The organism is Providencia sp. PROV208 (assembly GCF_028479465.1).
Taxonomy (GTDB): domain Bacteria; phylum Pseudomonadota; class Gammaproteobacteria; order Enterobacterales; family Enterobacteriaceae; genus Providencia; species Providencia alcalifaciens.
On sequence record NZ_JAMPNS010000003.1, the window covers coordinates 20,753 to 35,327 of the forward strand.

At 42.1% G+C, this 14,575-nt stretch carries 11 protein-coding genes and 3 tRNA genes; all 14 read right to left on the reverse strand.

Annotated features, from left to right (window positions below):
- Window positions 1–55: 55 nt before the first annotated feature.
- The 14 genes from PR766_RS01885 to frsA all read right to left on the reverse strand — a co-directional run bounded on the left by PR766_RS01885 (window position 56) and on the right by frsA (window position 14,426).
- Window positions 56–132, reverse strand: a tRNA-Arg gene (locus tag PR766_RS01885).
- A gap of 157 nt (window positions 133–289) precedes the next feature.
- Window positions 290–366 (reverse strand) — tRNA-Arg (locus PR766_RS01890).
- 11 nt (window positions 367–377) lie between these two features.
- Window positions 378–470, reverse strand: a tRNA-Ser gene (locus tag PR766_RS01895).
- 436 nt (window positions 471–906) lie between these two features.
- Window positions 907–1,092, reverse strand: coding sequence for a carbon storage regulator CsrA (gene csrA, locus PR766_RS01900; RefSeq protein WP_004264815.1), 186 nt, complete (start codon window positions 1,090–1,092; stop codon window positions 907–909).
- 226 nt (window positions 1,093–1,318) lie between these two features.
- Complete coding sequence (alaS, locus tag PR766_RS01905; RefSeq protein WP_154636364.1) at window positions 1,319–3,946, reverse strand: alanine--tRNA ligase; 2,628 nt, start codon at window positions 3,944–3,946, stop codon at window positions 1,319–1,321.
- A gap of 325 nt (window positions 3,947–4,271) precedes the next feature.
- Entirely contained in the window at window positions 4,272–5,339 is a 1,068-nt protein-coding gene (gene recA, locus PR766_RS01910) for a recombinase RecA (protein ID WP_006657414.1), read from the reverse strand.
- A 92-nt stretch (window positions 5,340–5,431) separates the two neighbouring features.
- Window positions 5,432–5,947 (reverse strand): nicotinamide-nucleotide amidase, encoded by a 516-nt coding sequence (gene pncC / locus PR766_RS01915; RefSeq protein WP_036962717.1) that lies wholly within the window; start codon window positions 5,945–5,947, stop codon window positions 5,432–5,434.
- Between the two features lie 14 nt (window positions 5,948–5,961).
- Window positions 5,962–7,164: a lysophospholipid transporter LplT gene (lplT, locus tag PR766_RS01920; RefSeq protein WP_006662619.1), complete on the reverse strand. Its 1,203-nt coding sequence runs from the start codon at window positions 7,162–7,164 to the stop codon at window positions 5,962–5,964.
- Between the two features lies 1 nt (window position 7,165).
- Entirely contained in the window at window positions 7,166–9,310 is a 2,145-nt protein-coding gene (aas, locus tag PR766_RS01925; RefSeq protein ID WP_006662620.1) for a bifunctional acyl-ACP--phospholipid O-acyltransferase/long-chain-fatty-acid--ACP ligase, read from the reverse strand.
- 126 nt (window positions 9,311–9,436) lie between these two features.
- Entirely contained in the window at window positions 9,437–9,934 is a 498-nt protein-coding gene (gene aroL / locus PR766_RS01930; RefSeq protein ID WP_006662621.1) for a shikimate kinase AroL, read from the reverse strand.
- 293 nt (window positions 9,935–10,227) lie between these two features.
- Entirely contained in the window at window positions 10,228–11,481 is a 1,254-nt protein-coding gene (gene proA / locus PR766_RS01935) for a glutamate-5-semialdehyde dehydrogenase (protein ID WP_154636363.1), read from the reverse strand.
- A 2-nt stretch (window positions 11,482–11,483) separates the two neighbouring features.
- The gene (proB, locus tag PR766_RS01940; protein WP_154636367.1) at window positions 11,484–12,587 is read right to left on the reverse strand and encodes a glutamate 5-kinase; all 1,104 of its coding nucleotides are present in this window, start codon (window positions 12,585–12,587) and stop codon (window positions 11,484–11,486) included.
- Between the two features lie 115 nt (window positions 12,588–12,702).
- Window positions 12,703–13,104 (reverse strand): sigma factor-binding protein Crl, encoded by a 402-nt coding sequence (crl, locus tag PR766_RS01945; protein WP_154636362.1) that lies wholly within the window; start codon window positions 13,102–13,104, stop codon window positions 12,703–12,705.
- 71 nt (window positions 13,105–13,175) lie between these two features.
- Window positions 13,176–14,426 carry an esterase FrsA gene (frsA, locus tag PR766_RS01950; RefSeq protein ID WP_154636361.1) on the reverse strand — a complete coding sequence of 417 codons (1,251 nt, stop codon included), beginning with the start codon at window positions 14,424–14,426 and terminating at the stop codon, window positions 13,176–13,178.
- Between the last annotated feature and the right edge of the window lie 149 nt (window positions 14,427–14,575).

The window sequence follows — 14,575 nt, forward strand, 5'->3', positions numbered from 1 at the left end:
TGGATTTCAAAATTGATGAAAGGATTGTTGATACATTACAGAAGTGTTTAAGAGATGGTGCATCCGGGAGGATTCGAACCTCCGACCGCTCGGTTCGTAGCCGAGTACTCTATCCAGCTGAGCTACGGATGCATTTCAGTGCAATACGTACTTCTCTCTCAATACTGCTTAATCAAAATCTACTTCACTATTTTATGATATTTAATATCATATAAAATCTAAACTACTTTGTTTTAGTTCGCTATAAACCAAAACATCACCTTATCAGTTTCACTCATAAGGTTGAAAATGGTGCATCCGGGAGGATTCGAACCTCCGACCGCTCGGTTCGTAGCCGAGTACTCTATCCAGCTGAGCTACGGATGCAGAGCCTAAAATGGCGGTGAGGGAGGGATTCGAACCCTCGATGCAGCTTTTGACCGCATACTCCCTTAGCAGGGGAGCGCCTTCAGCCTCTCGGCCACCTCACCATATTTTAGTCACATACGATTTGTTTTTCTTAAACATCTCGTCTCTGTGTGGCGCACATATTACTTTCCTAGACTTAGAAGTCAAACAATTTTTCCAAACTTTTTGCATTCCAACGATCGTTTGCACATTTCACAAGCAAGATGATTAGTTTAACACCGAAAAAGCCATATTTCTGAGCTTTTTTCTTTTTAATTATTCACTATTTTCCAATAGAAAATTCAGTAAAAAATTGATGAGATTAAGCACTCTTTAGTTAACAGTATAAAAATGATATAGAAAAAAGCCGAGGTCACCCCAAGAAATAATGCTCAACATCAACGTAACGATGCCAGGCCAATAGGGAATCAAAAGGTATAGGAATATAGTTAGAGATAAAATAGGAGAGACAAGCGTCCATTATTGCTGTGTGATCACTCACTGGACGCTTATTTATTATTATTGATTGTCTGGTTGAGTCTTTTCGGCCTGGATCCGTTGATAAATTTCTTCACGGTGAACAGAAACCTCTTTTGGGGCATTAACACCAATACGTACTTGGTTGCCTTTTACGCCCAATACAGTCACTGTTACCTCATCGCCTATCATGAGTGTTTCACCAACTCGACGAGTCAGAATAAGCATTCTTTGCTCCTTGAAATATTAAAAGAGTCGGGTCTCTAGGTATTCCCCGCTATTGTCCATCACACACCGTGAAAACGTAAAGCAATGACATTCACCTAAAGCATTGATGCCATCAATGGCAATAATTCTAATTATTTACAAGCAAAATATAACACTACCGGCAACACATTAACAATGCTGCAACAGATTAAAGTTACCCCACTAAAATGGGGTAACTTCACAGCAATTATAGTTTTGAATCAACCCATTGTTCGACACTTTCCATCGCTGTCGGTAATGCACTTACGTCAGTACCTCCAGCCATCGCCATGTCTGGTCGACCGCCACCTTTACCGCCTACTTGTTGAGCAACATAGGAGACCAAATCACCTGCTTTAATTTTAGCAGTCAAATCATTAGTCACACCAACAATTATACTGACTTTATCACCACTTGTGGTTGAAAGCACGATAATCGCCGATTTCAGCTGATTTTTTAGATCATCGACCATTGTTCTCAATAGTTTAGGATCAGTATCACTTAATTGACTAACTAACAATTTGATACCTTTAACATCTTTCGCTTTACTACTTAGTGAAGCACTTTCTTGAGACGCTTGCTGATCTTTTAACTGCAAAATCTCTTTTTCAAGATTTCGTGATTTATCTAATGCAGCTTTGACTTTCTCAACTAAGCTATTCACGTCACCCTTTAACAGATGGGCAATTGCAGAAAGCTGTTCAGATTGAGCATGTAAATGCTCCATGGCGGCGGCACCTGTTGTCGCTTCGATACGACGAACCCCTGCGGCGGTCCCAGATTCACTTAAGATACTGAATAATCCAATATCTCCCGTGCGGCTAGCATGCGTACCACCACATAATTCGATGGAGAAATCCCCCATACTCAGAACACGTACGCGCTCTTCATATTTTTCACCGAATAATGCCATAGCCCCTTTTGCTTTCGCACCCTCTAAATCCATCAACTCAGTTTCAATTTCTGAGTTTTGACGAATTTGCGCATTCACAATATCTTCTACTTGGCGTAATTGCTGCTGCGTCATCGCTTCGAAATGAGAGAAGTCAAAACGGAGATACTTGTCATTCACCAGCGAGCCTTTCTGAGAAACATGCTCACCTAACACTTGGCGTAACGCGGCATGTAATAAGTGAGTCGCAGAGTGGTTTAGACGAATTGCATTACGCCTTTCACTATTGACTATAGCTGCAATTCGATGGTTGACAACTAATGAGCCTGATTCAACTTTACCGACATGACCAATTGCTTGACCATATTTTTGGGTATCCATCACCGTAAACTGAGCACTGTCATTCGTTAAAACGCCAGTATCACCAACTTGACCACCTGATTCAGCATAGAATGCAGTTTTATCAAGGATCACTAAACCTTCATCACCGGTATGCAATGAATCGACAGGCTGACCATCTTTATATAATGCGATGATCGTCGCTTGCTGTTCATCATGCTGATAGCCGGAGAATTCGCTGCGTTTATCAACTTTGATTAGGGCGTTATAGTCTGCACCAAAGCCACTTGACTCTCTTGCTCTGCGACGTTGATCTTCCATTGCTCGTTCAAAACCAGCTTCATCAACTTTGATGTTGCGCTCACGGCAAACGTCAGCAGTCAAATCTAGAGGGAATCCATAAGTATCATAGAGACGGAATGCAGTTTCGCCTTCCAGCGTATCACCTTTCAGTGATGCCAACTCTTCGTCTAATAATTGCAGACCACGTTCTAAAGTACGAGCAAACTGTTCTTCTTCAGTTTTTAAAACTTTCTCAACTAGAGCTTGTTGACGTTGCAGCTCTTCCGCAGCAGGTCCCATAACTTTAATTAAGGTAGAAACTAATTTATAGAAGAAAGTCTCTTTCGCACCCAGCATATAACCATGGCGTACAGCACGACGAATAATACGACGTAAAACGTAGCCACGACCTTCGTTGGATGGGATAACACCATCACTGACGAGAAATGCGCATGAACGGATATGGTCAGCAATAACACGTAAGGATTTGTTGGATAAATCCGTTGCACCTGTTGCTTCGGCGGCCGCAGCAATCAGTTCACGGAAAATATCAATTTCATAGTTAGAATTAACGTGTTGCAGAACCGCAGAAATACGCTCTAACCCCATCCCTGTATCTACAGATGGTTTTGGCAGAGGTTCCATTGTACCGTCTGATTGACGGTTAAACTGCATAAAGACCAGGTTCCAAATTTCAATATAACGGTCGCCATCCTCTTCAGGACTACCAGGAGGTCCACCCCAGATATGATCACCATGATCATAGAAGATTTCGGTGCAAGGACCACAAGGACCTGTGTCGCCCATCTGCCAGAAGTTGTCAGATGCGTAAGGCGCGCCTTTATTATCACCAATGCGAATAATACGTTCGACAGGAACACCAATTTCTTTGTTCCAAATATCGAAAGCTTCATCATCTGTTGCGTACACAGTAACCCACAATCTTTCTTTTGGTAGGTTAAACCATTGTTCGCTAGTTAAAAGTTCCCATGCAAAGCGAATAGCATCGTGTTTAAAGTAATCACCGAAGCTAAAGTTGCCTAACATTTCAAAGAATGTGTGGTGGCGAGCAGTATAGCCCACGTTTTCTAAGTCGTTATGTTTACCACCTGCACGTACACAACGTTGTGCGGTTGTCGCTCGGGAATATGCTCGTTTATCCAGACCAAGAAATACATCTTTGAACTGGTTCATCCCTGCGTTAGTGAACAATAGTGTTGGGTCATTATTTGGCACTAGCGAACTGCTGGCTACCACCTGATGACCTTTCGTATGGAAAAAGTCGAGAAACGCTTGACGGATCTCAGCGGTGCTTTTACTCATATTTATCCCGATATCAAGCTGAAAACAGAATTACGAATTGTTGAGATGGAATGTAACATCACCTCTAATCAACTCTCCGATTAAAAAGTGACTGATAAGATAAAGTCTCTTTGTATAGAAGTAAAATATAGATACATCCATTCGCGGCTTTCATTGTAAAGCGTCTGAATATTTTCTGAAAGTATGTTTATACCTCTGGTTGGGGTATTTTTCCACAGAAAAACTGTTCAATAAACTATTATTGTGATAGGCAGACACAAAAAAGCGCCATTCAATTAAGAATGGCGCTTTTTATTTTAAATTATTTCAACATGTTACTATTGAATTAAAATTCTTCTGGTACTTCTTCTTCATCAGAATCATTGATGAAATCAGTCGCTGCACTCTTAAATTCACCTGTGTGGTTTAATAATAAATCACGCAGTTTAGTATCAATTTCCTGTGCTACTTCAGGGTGCTCTTTCAAGTAGGTTGTTGAGTTAGCTTTGCCTTGACCAATCTTGTCACCATTATAGCTATACCAAGCACCTGCTTTTTCAATTAGCTTGTGTTTAACCCCTAGGTCAATCAACTCACCAAAGGTGTTGATACCTTCACCATATAGAATTTGGAATTCAGCCTGTTTAAATGGCGCCGCAACTTTGTTTTTTACGACTTTAACACGGGTTTCGCTACCAACGATCTCTTCACCGTTTTTCACTGCACCAATACGACGGATGTCTAAGCGAACAGAAGCATAGAATTTCAGCGCGTTACCGCCAGTTGTAGTTTCTGGGTTACCAAACATCACACCAATCTTCATTCGAATTTGGTTGATGAAGATCAGCAAGGTATTTGAGTTTTTCAGGTTACCGGCTAATTTACGCATTGCTTGGCTCATCATACGAGCCGCAAGACCCATATGTGAATCACCGATTTCACCTTCAATTTCTGCTTTTGGCGTTAACGCAGCAACGGAGTCAACGATGATAACATCCACAGCACCAGAACGAGTGAGTGCATCACAGATTTCTAATGCTTGCTCACCGGTATCAGGTTGAGAACACAGCAGATTATCAATATCGACGCCTAGTTTTTTTGCATAGATAGGGTCAAGAGCATGCTCAGCATCGATGAATGCGCACGTTTTACCGCTACGTTGAGCAGCCGCAATAACTTGTAAAGTTAACGTCGTTTTACCTGAGGATTCAGGGCCGTAGATTTCAACAATACGCCCTAATGGCAAACCACCTGCACCTAAAGCAACGTCAAGAGATAAAGAACCTGTTGAAATGGTTTCAACATCCATTGTACGGTCTTCACCGAGACGCATAATAGATCCTTTACCGAATTGCTTTTCGATTTGACCTAATGCTGCCGCAAGTGCTTTTTGTTTGTTTTCATCAATAGCCATGTTTACTCCCTATGGCAATGGTTGAAACCATTGCGAATAAAACGATTGAATTCGATTTGTTGAAACTAAGTATACTGTATAATCATACAGTATCAAGGAAATTTTTCAGATATTAACTGCAAAAGCATTTTTAGCGCATAACCAGTTGATTGCAAACGAACTTGATTCCGATCACCTTGAAATATCTGATGCCGAGTCACGACATCGACAGTACCATTTGCCTGCTTTAATGCAAAACCAAACCAGACTGTACCAACGGGCTTTTCTTGGCTACCGCCACCTGGTCCTGCAATACCACTGACTGACATCGCAAAATCGGCTTGCGCTTCATGTAATGCCCCAACAGCCATTTCTTGTACTACTTGCTGGCTCACTGCACCAAACTGCTCTAGTGATAAATTTGTCACTCCAATCATTTGGTGCTTGGCTTCGTTACTGTAGGTCACAAATCCACGATAAAAATAGGCTGAACTACCAGAAATATCTGTCAAGACTTTAGCAATCCAGCCGCCAGTACAAGACTCAGCCGCAGTGACTGTTTTACCCAATTGCAGTAAGCGTTGTCCTAACTGAATACTTAATGTTTCGAGTTGCTTCTCATCTATCATTTGGCTATTCACCATTATGCTGTTTTTTTACGGGCACGATCCCACATCCACAATCCCGCGATCGCCACTGCAAATACGACACCAAAACCAACGCCGACACTCACCACGGAGAACCCGACCTTCATTGCCAGAGAATATAACCCCAGCATTAATAGCATCGCGCTGTTTTCTCCCAAATTTTGTACTGCGATAGCATTCCCTGCCCCAACAGTTTCTTTACCTTTTTCCTGAAGTAATGCATTTAATGGAACAACAAATAATCCACCAAAAACGCCTAATACCATCAAGATGAAATAAGAAGGAATAATATGAGTTTGTAGTGACAGGAATACAACCATGACCCCAATCACAATTCCGGCAGGAATACAGCGATAAACCGTTTTTAAGGTAATAAATTTTGCCGCTAATCCTGCCCCAACGACAATTCCCACCGCAACCATCGCATTCAAAATAGTTGGCGTTGTGTTATCTTGCAAACCAAGTGCTACAGGTACCCACGCCACCAGCAAAAAACGCAACGTCACTCCGGCTCCCCAGAACATACTGGTTCCTACAAGGGAAAAACGGCTCTCTTGGTTCGCCCATAAAATACGACAGGCAGAAAGAAAGTCCATCAGTAACTGTTTAAAATTCCAGCCTGTACCTGGTCTCGCCGCCGCCAAATGAGGAATGAAAAAGTTAACAATTACGGCTAAAGCATACAGTAAGGAACACGTGCCTAATGCCAGCAATAAATTAATATCGGAAAGTATACCACCAACAACCGAGCCAACTAGAATTGCTGCGATAGTGGAAGCTTCCATTAAACCATTAGCTTTAACTAAATTATCACCACCGGTCAATTCCCCCAAAATACCGTATTTTGCTGGAGAATAAGCCGCAGCACCGACGCCCACTAACCCGTAACACAGGAATGGATTAACCCCTAAGCAAATCCCCAGAGCCCCAACAAATTTAAATATGTTGGAAAATAACATGACTCGGCCTTTAGAAAACCGATCCGCTATTTGCCCCACAAACGGTGCCAACACGATATAGGTGAAGACAAATACCATCTGTAAAATAGGGTGGCTCCATTCTGGGTAAAACTCAGATTTTAGCTGAGCTAATATCGCGAATAGCAATGCGTTATCTGCAAATGCAGATAAAAACTGAGACGCCAGAACCGCTTTCATTCCGGTACTCATTAATGGCGTATTTGGTGTGCTTTCTTGCATATTAGTCCCCTAACGCCATCTGTTTTAATGTGACAAAATCAGTTTTTCCGCTACCCAATACAGGCAGCGATTTCACCCAGCGAATATCTCGTGGAACCGCTAATTCTGTTAAACCTTTTCCTTTTGCCGCTGCTGATAGGGCACTTCTGTCGAGATCTTTATCAGTCGTAAATAGGACTAATGCCTCCCCTTTACTACTATCCGGTTTGGTTACGACACCGTGCTCGCAACTTGGCGAAATTTCAGACACCATCTGCTCAATACTTTCTAGGGAAACCATTTCCCCCGCTAATTTAGCAAATCGCTTAACTCGCCCCTTAATGGTGCAGAAGTTTTTATTGTCCAGCTCAACAATATCACCCGTGTCATACCAGCCTGATTCTAATTCACCTTGCGCATTTTCCGCTTTCGGTTCTTCGAGTACACCCGGCGCCTCTACGCGCAAATAGCCCTTCATTATATTAGGACCTTTCAGCTGAAGTTTTCCGCCATGTTCAATACCTGGTAACGGAATAATACGGGCTTCCATACAGGGTAAAATTTGCCCCACTGAGCCTTCTTTTGCTGCCATTGGTACGTTAATAGATACAATCGGTGCACACTCAGTCACGCCATAGCCTTCAAGAATTCGAATACCAAATTTGTCGTACCAAATTTTCTTGGTTTTATCCGAAAGCTTTTCTGCGCCCGCAACAACATAACGAACTCTTGCAAAATCATACGGATGAGCAAAACGTGCGTAATGCCCCAAGAACGTTGACGTACCGAATAAAACCGTACAATTTCGGTCATATACCAGTTCTGGAATAATTCGATAATGTAACGGGCTTGGATATAAGAAAACTCGGCTACCCGAAAATAGTGGAATAAATAATCCGACGGTTAATCCAAAGGCATGGAATAAAGGCAGTGATGACATAAAACGATCACGCGGAGTAAAATCAGCAATCGTTTTGATCTGCTCAACGTTAGCCATCAAGCTACGGTGACTGTGTACAACTCCTTTAGGGGTACCTTCGGAGCCTGAAGTGAACAAGACAATCGCTTCATCATCGATATTACGAGGAACAATCGCCTTACGCGGTGAGAATAAATGCTTCACAATCCACAACTTATCTTGGAGCGTCACGGTGTCTTTTAAATCTTCAAGATAAATCCATGTTGCTTCCGGTACTTGCGCCGGAATATGGGTGAGTTTCCCTTTTTCCAAAAATTGTCGTGAAGTAAAAACCACTTTTGCCGTTGAGGCTTTTAAAGCATTACTAATCCCATGACTTCCCGCCGTGTAATTCAGCATCGCAGGCACTCGCCCGCGCATTAAACAGCCGAAAATTGCTGCCGCTGTCACTGTCGCATTGGGTAGCAATAATCCTACACGCTCATTTTCATGGGTATAGCGTTCGATAATTCGCCCAACACCAAGTGACTTTTTGAGCAGCCCTTGATAGCTATCTTCTTTGAACGAAATATCCTCAATACAGCGAGAACGGCGTCCATAACGTTCAATACTATCAATAAAGGCTTCGACCAATGTCATTTCTGGGCGACTCGCCATGCGTGCCGCTTTCATAATTTGATAAAGATGTTCACCGGCTAAGGCTCGACGCTCGACGGCGCGAGGCGCATCCGGCATTGGAATACTTTCAGCAGGTAAAATATGTAATGTGATTTTTGGAAACCACTTTAACGGGATAATCCCCTTTAAGCGTCCAAAGTAGCTTCTTTCTGCACCATCAATACGAATTGGCACCACTTTGGCACCAGACTTAGCAGCGACAAAGGCGGCCCCTTCATAGATCTTCATCAAAGAGCCGTGAACAGTAATACGCCCTTCAGGAAAAATAACAATCGGACGCCCTTTATCCACTTCACGAACAAGGTGTCGAAGACCTAATGGATTTTTGGGATCTAATGCAACAATATCCGCATAAGGCTTGAGCCGCTTGATCATCTTAGGTGTTGCCACAGAACTATACATGGCAAAGACTGGCTTCACAGGTAAAAACAGTGCGATCAACACACCATCAAGAAAAGAAACATGGTTCGGCGTAATGATGCATTTGTCTTGATTGAACTCATTCGTATTACCAATGACTTCTACGCGAAACAAAAACCTCAGTACTTTTTTTATTATTTTTGCCAACATAATGATTCCCTTTCTTATGGTGATAATTTTATCTATTGATTAACAATTAGATACTACAATAATTATCTCGTGACCAACCGCCCTCATTAAGAGGTTTATTCCTAAAGGCGTGAGTACATCTGACATTTATCTCAAATTTGCGATCTGCTTAATAATAGCATCAATGGATTGATTGGCATCAATAACGTGGTGGGCAGTGGATAAATAGATAGGATCACGCTGCGTCATCACTTCTTCAATTTCTTCAAGCAGTGATTTCCCCGTTAAACTCGGTCGCTGATCCGCTTGCGGTTCTGCCGCTAATCTCTTTACCAGTGTTTCTGGCGTTGAGCGTAAATAAATAACAGTGCCATTTTCTCGCATAACCTGCTGATTTTCTGGCGCTAAAATAATACCGCCACCTGTAGAAATAATGGCATCTTGCGGCTCAATTGACGCAAGAATTTGACTTTCAAGTTGCCGAAAATAATTCCACCCCTGTTGCTGAACAATATCAGCAATGCTCATTCCTGCCCGCTCCAGAATAAGTTTGTCGGTATCGATAAATTGGTAACCCGTTTTCTCAGCGAGTTTCTTACCAATCGTTGTCTTTCCTGAACCTCTTGGACCAATAATGTAAAACATTAATATTCATCCCTTCATCATGATTTCTATGATAAATTTTCCACACACATGCTTCTAGCCGGTTAGCCAAAATGGCGAATAATTTAAAAAAATAAAGCCACACTCAGTGTGGCTCGAACCATTTTAAAACCTATTGGGTTTGGAAATGGTACTTTAGAGTTGTAAAAATAAACGAGGAAAATCAATTTATTGATTTTCACCTGATAACACAAAGAGGGAAAAACCACGCTTTTATCCCTCTTTGTCTGCAACTTAAGTCACACTCAGTGTGGCTTAAGATTATTATTGTTAGATTATGGACGACTCAAAAAATCCCCGTAACCAATCCATTTATACGTTGTCAGAGCATCTAATCCCATTGGTCCACGAGAATGGAGTTTTTGGGTGCTTACTGCCACTTCGGCACCGAGTCCAAACTGTCCACCATCAGTAAAGCGCGTACTTGCATTAACGTACACCGCAGCCGAATCCACACGTTGAACAAAATAATCTGCTTGGCGAATAGATTCCGTCAAAATAGCATCTGAATGTGCGGTGCCATAATGGCGAATATGCTCGATGGCAGCATCAATATCCGAGACAATTTCAACATTAAGATCAAGAGATAACCATTCATCGACTAAATTTTCAGCTTGAACAGGTACCACTTTCGCTGCGCCACCTTTTAAAAATGCCATTGCTTTCTCACTCGCATGCAACGTCACTTGCTGTTGTGCCATTTTCTCACTTAGGCGCGGCAAGAAACTCGCGGCAATATCTTCATGAACTAACAACGTTTCTAACGAGTTACATGCACTTGGTCGCTGAACTTTAGCATTGGTAATCACGCTCAGTGCTTTATCAAAGTCCACCGAATCATCAACAAACGTATGGCAAACACCAATTCCCCCAGTAATGACTGGGATCGTCGATTGTTCACGGCATAATCTATGTAAGCCAGCACCACCGCGCGGGATCAACATGTCAACATAGCGATCTAACTTTAATAATTTTGTCACTAATTCGCGATCGGGATTATTGATAGCCTGTACCGCATCTGCAGGTAGTCCACTGTTTTTTAACGCTTGTTGAATCACATTAACTACTGCGAGATTCGTATTATGCGTCTCTTTTCCGCCACGCAAAATAACAGCATTTCCCGTTTTTAAGCACAAGGAAGCGACATCGACCGTTACGTTAGGACGAGCTTCGTAAATAACCCCAATGACCCCTAACGGGACACGACGGCGCTGTAAATTCAATCCGCTATCGAGCTCGCTGCCATCGAGGATTTGTCCTACTGGATCTGCCAGTTGACATACCTTTCTAACATCATCCGCAATACTTTTTAAACGTGATGGCGTCAGTAATAAGCGATCTTGTAACGCTTCGCTCATACCACTTTGTTGGGCTTGCTCCATATCTAACTGATTTGCAGCTAAGATACTTGCGCTTTCTTGTTCTAACAGATTAGCAATTTGCTCAAGTGCCAAATTTTTTTGTTTTGTGTTTAATTGAGCCAACTGCCATGACCCCTCACGCGCCGCTTTACCCATTTGTTCTAACATAATTAACTCACTATCATATCGTCGCGATGAACGGCTACAGCGCCGTGTTCATAGCCAAGGATTTTACCAATATCTTGGGAATGATGACCCGCAATCATTCTGAGTGCATCACTATTATAATGACTCACGCCGTGTGCCAAATCTTTACCTGCCATATTGCGAATACGGATCACTGCACCACGAGAGAAATCGCCTTCAATTTTCTTAATACCCTTTGGTAACAATGAACTGCCTTTTTCTGTAATCGCTAATTGTGCGCCATCATCAATATAAACATCCCCTGCCGCAGGTGCGCCAAAAATCCAACGTTTACGATTTTCCATTGGATTTTTTTGACCATAGAAACGGGTTCCAACGGGAATATTTTCAATCACCGCATTAATGACATCGGGCTTATTACCCGCGGCGATAATCACATCAATTCCAGCACGCCCCGCAACATCCGCAGCCTGTAACTTCGTTGCCATTCCACCAGTGCCTAATCCCGTTACGCTGTCCCCAGCCATACGACGTAATTCATCATTTATACCGCGCACTTCAGGGATCAATTTAGCATCCGGATTACTGCGCGGATCCGCATCGTATAAACCTTCAATATCAGTCAATAGCAGTAATTTGTCGGCATCTCCGAGAATTGCAGCCAGTGCGGATAAGTTATCATTATCCCCGACTTTAATCTCTGCGGTTGCTACAGCATCATTTTCGTTAATTACTGGAATAATGCCATTATCTAATAGCGCTTGCAGTGTGTCGCGAGCATTAAGAAACCGCTCACGATCTTCAAGATCGGCACGCGTTAATAACATTTGACCAATATGAATACCATAAATGGAAAAAAGTCTTTCCCATAATTGAATTAAACGACTTTGACCGACTGCCGCCAGCAGCTGTTTAGATGCAATGGTAGCGGGCAGTTCGGGGTAATTGAGATGTTCACGCCCAGCGGCAATTGCACCTGATGTGACAATAATAATTCGGTGACCCTTTTCATATTGCTGCGCACATTGTCGAACCAGCTCAACAATTTGAGCTTGATTTAAACGACGTGAGCCCCCTGTTAAGACACTCGTGCCAAGTTTAACCACAAGTGTTTGGCTATTTTTCATCATTTTTCTGCCATTAGGATTAATAAATACAAAGTGGGTATCAGTTTTATCAGGAGATGCGCGTTATGCCAACAGGCATAACGCAAAATTAAACAAAAGTTGGTTTAAAACAATTTTATGCGCTTAATTCCAGCTTTAATTCTGTCATCAAGGGAGAAGGGAACAAGCTTAACTCAAGGGCAGATAATTGTTGGGAAAGGCGTTGATGGAAGGCGTGCAAATTCTTTTCTACCGCTTCCGCCGTTGACCCATCCTTCAAAGTTTTCGTTTGCCATTTTCCCTGACCAGTATAGATCCCTAAATTATAGGCAAATTCGAATCCATTATCGGTGGGGGCTAACTCTAACCACCACCCCCAGAATTCACGGTTTTCTGGCACAATATTCGCATTAACGCAAACCACCAAACTATCAAAAAAATAACAATTTTTGACAGATTGTTGTTCACGTAAATAAGGACCCATTGCAGCAAACTTCTTTAAAAATTTTCCATTCGTGTAATCAGTCGGTAACGCCATATTAAGGATCTCCTTCTTGGGAAGATCCCTTTTTAACAAATGTTAAAAAATAAGCAAGTTATTCAATAGAATTATAATATTTTACTTTCTAACCATTTCGTTGTTTCTGACATGGAACGCTCAAAAGCCTCTAAAACAGGGTTACTTGGCAACATCAATAAATGACTATCCATAGATGAGCGAGCAATTAAATCTGAATCAGCCTTCGGACTATAAGGATCATTTTTGAAACAGACCGTCATCATTGGAACTTGATTACGACGCCCCAGTAACCCTTGCTTCCGAAGAGAATAGCAACTTAATTCATGACGTAACGATTGACCATCGACTTGATAAATACCCAGACGGCTGGCAAAAACATCCAATGCCATACGCGGAATGTCTTTTTGATATTTTTCTTCATGCAGCAGGCTGTGAACAATCGGACCTAATACCGCAACGGCTTTAATTTTATCTGGGCACATGTACGCTAAACGTACAGCAATATTCGCGCCAAAGCGGATCCCAGTGATAGCAAATCGTGTATGGTCAATCCATGGAATGGTATCGAGTTGACGAACAACTTGCTCATGTAACGTGCTAGTTTCTTGCGAAAGGCTATATTTCCCAGAGTAACCTATCGATGGCATATCCAATGTTAACATCGCAATACCACGAGGCTCTAAATAGTCTCTAAAGTAACGGCTATAATCGGTTTGTAAGCTATCGAGCATGCCACATACCATCACCGTTGGATAAGGTCCTTGTACATTGGATGGGATATGAAGAAATCCACAAACCTCTTTGCCACCATCCACTTTGAATGGGATTTTTTTCAATTGATACTGAGAGAATTTTGCTGCGCTATCATAAGCTTTACACGCTAAAACAATGGCTTGATCTGCAAGTTCATCCCCTTTAATAAACGGGTATGCAGCAATGCTATATAAGTTTGCTGCGCGTAGCCATGCATCACAGGCTTCTTGACCTTTTTCAAATTCTAACGCTTTTTGTTGCCACTTCATGGCTTGGTGGGACCATTCAAAGCACCAATTTCCACGGCGATTGCCAATCACAGTATCGAGCCACTCTTCTCGGCTACGTTTAGCAGCCGAGATAGCAATACGGCTTAAGACTTCTTCAATTTCAATGGCATCAATACCACGCCAGATCCACATCAAGCGATTAAGCATGCGATACCAATGATTATGCTGAGAACCACTTAATACACTGTGGTTTTGTAATTGCGACAGAGTATGGGAGGAATAAGAAACCAAAGTCGATGTTTCAACTTGCCTAACGCGAGGTTTAAACAGTTTTTCGGATAAATTTTGCTGAGTCATGTGGATTCCCTACTTTTACCAATTAAATCTGTCACATAAACAAAAAAGGGAGTGCATAATGCACTCCCTTCTATCATATCGTGTTTCGCTAAAATCACTTAGGTAATAATGTGGAGTTTTTTATAAAACAACCACTACCTACAACAGCT

Coding starts and splice junctions, on each gene's coding strand:
- csrA (WP_004264815.1), bottom strand. CDS start 1,092: ATGCTTATTCTGACTCGTCGAGTTGGTGAAACACTCATGATAGGCGAT.
- alaS (WP_154636364.1), bottom strand. CDS start 3,946: ATGAGTAAAAGCACCGCTGAGATCCGTCAAGCGTTTCTCGACTTTTTC.
- recA (WP_006657414.1), bottom strand. CDS start 5,339: ATGGCTATTGATGAAAACAAACAAAAAGCACTTGCGGCAGCATTAGGT.
- pncC (WP_036962717.1), bottom strand. CDS start 5,947: ATGATAGATGAGAAGCAACTCGAAACATTAAGTATTCAGTTAGGACAA.
- lplT (WP_006662619.1), bottom strand. CDS start 7,164: ATGCAAGAAAGCACACCAAATACGCCATTAATGAGTACCGGAATGAAA.
- aas (WP_006662620.1), bottom strand. CDS start 9,310: ATGTTGGCAAAAATAATAAAAAAAGTACTGAGGTTTTTGTTTCGCGTA.
- aroL (WP_006662621.1), bottom strand. CDS start 9,934: ATGTTTTACATTATTGGTCCAAGAGGTTCAGGAAAGACAACGATTGGT.
- proA (WP_154636363.1), bottom strand. CDS start 11,481: ATGTTAGAACAAATGGGTAAAGCGGCGCGTGAGGGGTCATGGCAGTTG.
- proB (WP_154636367.1), bottom strand. CDS start 12,587: ATGAAAAATAGCCAAACACTTGTGGTTAAACTTGGCACGAGTGTCTTA.
- crl (WP_154636362.1), bottom strand. CDS start 13,104: ATGGCGTTACCGACTGATTACACGAATGGAAAATTTTTAAAGAAGTTT.
- frsA (WP_154636361.1), bottom strand. CDS start 14,426: ATGACTCAGCAAAATTTATCCGAAAAACTGTTTAAACCTCGCGTTAGG.